Annotated in this window: 3 protein-coding genes; all 3 read right to left on the minus strand. The window is 28.8% G+C overall.

Annotated elements, in window-relative coordinates:
• Window positions 1-1083 precede the first annotated feature (1083 nt).
• A complete protein-coding gene (locus Q0K19_RS14980) occupies window positions 1084-1467 on the minus strand; it encodes a GIY-YIG nuclease family protein (protein WP_297249374.1) in 384 nt (127 codons plus the stop codon).
• Complete coding sequence (locus Q0K19_RS14985) at window positions 1457-2137, minus strand: spore coat protein (protein WP_297249376.1); 681 nt, start codon at window positions 2135-2137, stop codon at window positions 1457-1459. The genes Q0K19_RS14980 and Q0K19_RS14985 overlap by 11 nt, the downstream gene beginning before the upstream one ends.
• 433 nt (window positions 2138-2570) lie before the next feature.
• The gene (gene kdsA / locus Q0K19_RS14990) at window positions 2571-3386 is read right to left on the minus strand and encodes a 3-deoxy-8-phosphooctulonate synthase (RefSeq protein WP_297249378.1); all 816 of its coding nucleotides are present in this window, start codon (window positions 3384-3386) and stop codon (window positions 2571-2573) included.
• Window positions 3387-3564 lie beyond the last annotated feature (178 nt).

The following is a 3564-nucleotide window of genomic DNA, read 5'->3' on the forward strand; positions in this document are numbered from 1 at the left end:
AAATACTATGTTACAAAGAAGTATTACATATAAAGTAAGCAGTAATGAAAGGTAATCAGCCGCACCTATAGTGGACTGTCTCAAATGTTTGGTTATGCGGTGCGGGAAGCCCCTGCGGCAAGCAGTTAAACTCATTCACAAAATATTTAAGGCTAATTTTTACAGTACATAAGTTTGGGTAATTAGTGGGTAATCAGCCGCACCTATAGTGGACTGTCTCAAATGTTTGGTTATGCGGTGCGGGAAGCCACGCGGCGAGCGTTTTTAAACTCATTCCCGCTTATTGTCTTTTGGCAATATGAGGGACAAAAACATTAAAACACAAGCACAATTTTCCCATTCTAGTTTATCAACATTTTTTAGTGTCCATTAAATACTATGTTACAAAGAAGTATTACATATAAAGTAAGCAGTAATGAAAGGTAATCAGCCGCACCTATAGTGGACTATATTAAATATTTAGTAATACGGTGCGAGAAGCCCCGAGAAGCGTACCCGAACGAAGATGAGGGTATAGGCGAGCAGTTAAACTCATTCCCCATTGTCAAAATACAAATTGACTTAGGGGACGAAACATTTTCAAAAAATTCGTTAACTACAGTGTGAATGACATATTTTATGATTTAACATTCGTCACAGTCAAATATATAAAATGATATTATTTCTGTTGGAATATATACTAAAAATTTTTAAGTTTGTCATTTTTTAGTCAACTTTTTCCCGCCGCTTACGCTCTGCGGGCTTCGCCAAAGTTGCCAAAAGTGCAAGTATAAAACTAGTACTAAATCATACTAAAATTCTTTTACATGTAAGATAGATTATTAATTTAAGCTAAAATATAGCCCTTCGCTAATCATATCTAAGTTTATCTAGGATATAAGCTTCTTTGGGGCAACAAAAGAACTGTGGGTGTTACGAAGTATGAAGAGCGGTTGGGAAATCCATGCATATATCTAAAATTTAAAAAAATTATTTTTGACAAAATATATTCGTTTAGGTATAAACTAAATATTAACTAATTTAATTATTATTATAATAGAATTAATAAAGAATATTATTGATTTTTATATGCATTTTTATTAACTATTCAATATCAAGCATATTATTTATATGATCTATATTTTTTTTGCTTATACTTCTAATACTTATACTGCTATTAAAATCTTTATTTTTCTTTTTCATATCTCTAATATAATAAGTTTTAAGAAGCCTATTATTTTTTACAAATAAAATTTTTATTTTTTTATTTTTACTTTTTATATAATATTCTATTTTCAAAGCAATATTAATATTTTCAACTTTCCATGCGGATAAGAATTTTAAAGGTTTTCTAAGTTTAGTATAATTGGCTCCCCTAGCCTTTGCATGCTTATTAAATCTATTTACAAGATCATTAGTAATTCCTGTATAGTATGAATTATTTTCACAAAGTATTATATAAACATAATAACTTTTATTATCTTCCATTTCTTATATCGCTTATTATAGTATCAACATCAATATATATATCATTATTATATTTTTCAAAAATCTTGCATACATTATTATAATCTTCAATAGTATCAACTGTAGTTCTAAGTTCAGGCATAGCAAATGCTTCATCTACTTTAGGATTTTCTATTTTGAATTTATTAGGGTTTCTATAATGATACTGTGTGATATGCTCATGCTCAAAACTGTCTTTAGAATTATCATCAGCAATTTTTAAAGCCTCATAATTTATCACTTCAGCACCGCTGCCATAAGGAAGTAAATCATAATGACTAAGATCAGCATTTTTTTCTATATGATAATCTATAATCATATCCAAAGCCTTAACACTCACCAAAGGATTATCACCTGTAGCACGCACGACTATATCGGCATTAAACTTTTCAGCAGCTTTTCTATATCTATTAAGTACATCTTCTTCGCTTCCAATAAAATAACTGCATTTCAAATTATCAAATATATTTTTAAAAGCTTCATAAGATTTTTCTTCAGTAGCCACCACCACATCATTAGCCCTTTTAGAACTTCTTAATCTTTTAATAATAAGTTCAAGCATACTATCACAATTAGCCATTTTTTTTAATGCTTTTTGAGGAAGCCTTGTAGAACCCAATCTTGAAGCAAGTACAATAACTATCTTTTTCATATTTGAAATTCCTATTTTAAATTACTAATTTTATTAAATATAACTCTATTAATTTATATATAAACTATTATATTTTACAATAATACTTTTAAATTTATTCAACTTTTCCCGTGTCCCACCTCAAGAGGTGGACTTCGTCAAAATTGCAAAAATACAAATTACATTATATCTTATTTTGGTTTATTACATTTTAATTATTAAATACATACCTTTAGAAAAGCAATATTTATTTTTTGATACACATCAGCATTCAACATAACAAAATATACATTTTTCTAAATTAATGGTTTATCTTAGAATGAAAATATAATTAACTTAATTTAAAAATATTTTTATTTGCACTTTTTGGTTCTTTGACGAAGTCCGCCTGTGGCGTGCGGCGGGAAAAAGAACAATAAAAAATTACAAAATTATAATCATTTCAATATTTTAATTACAAACTCTTAACTAAATCATTGATCTTTATAACCTGAGTCCACAATTCCTCAACCTTATTCAAATCAAATATAGTGCCTGAATCTGAAGGGCTTTTATCTGGATTAGGATGCACCTCCATAAATACAGCGTCTATTCCCAAAGCAACAGCCGATTTCAATATAGCAGGTATAAACTCTCTAGCTCCTCCTGATTGTCCATTATTAGCAGAAGGCATTTGAAGTGAATGAGTGGCATCATACATAACTGGTGCATAATTTTTCATTATTTCTAAATTCTTCATATCCACAACTAAATTACCATATCCGAACATAGTTCCCCTTTCACATAAAAAAAGTCTGTTCTCATTTATAGCGTCAGTACATTTATCAGCTATATATTTACAATCATAACCGCTTATAAATTGTCCTTTCTTAACATTAACTGCCTTTCCTGTTTCGCATGCCGCTCTTAGCATATCAGTTTGTCTGCATAAAAAAGCTGGTATCTGTAAGAAATCAACATATTTAGCAGCTTCTTCTGCATCTGTAGGAACATGTATATCTGTTAAAGTAAGAAAATTAAATTCTTTAGCAACATTCTGAAGTATTTGAAGTCCCTCTTTCATTCCAAGTCCTCTAAAAGATGAAAGAGATGTTCTGTTTGCCTTATCAAAACTTCCTTTAAAAATTAATTGTATATTTAATTTATCTTTTATTTCTTTTAATTTTTTTGCTATAGTCATTGTCATTTCTTCGCTTTCTATAACGCAAGGACCAGCAACAAATATTAAATCTTTATTTTTATTAGTAATTCCTTTATAATCAAAAATCATATTATATCCTTTAAAAATATAAAAATTATGTTTATATGATACAATATTAAAACTTAAAGTCAATGTACTAGCTAGTATTATACAATGGTATATACCTAAACAACTATAGTTTGTCAAAAAATAGTTTTTATGTTTTTATTATTTTCGGGGACTAGCCCCCGAACCCCCACTTCTTTTG

Origin of the sequence: uncultured Brachyspira sp., from assembly GCF_944393015.1 — a bacterium.
Classification (GTDB): Bacteria; Spirochaetota; Brachyspiria; order Brachyspirales; family Brachyspiraceae; genus Brachyspira.

Bases quoted from the DNA above. Each gene is read 5' to 3' on its own strand.
- kdsA (WP_297249378.1), bottom strand. From the start codon at position 3,386: ATGATTTTTGATTATAAAGGAATTACTAATAAAAATAAAGATTTAATA.
- Q0K19_RS14985 (WP_297249376.1), bottom strand. From the start codon at position 2,137: ATGAAAAAGATAGTTATTGTACTTGCTTCAAGATTGGGTTCTACAAGG.
- Q0K19_RS14980 (WP_297249374.1), bottom strand. From the start codon at position 1,467: ATGGAAGATAATAAAAGTTATTATGTTTATATAATACTTTGTGAAAAT.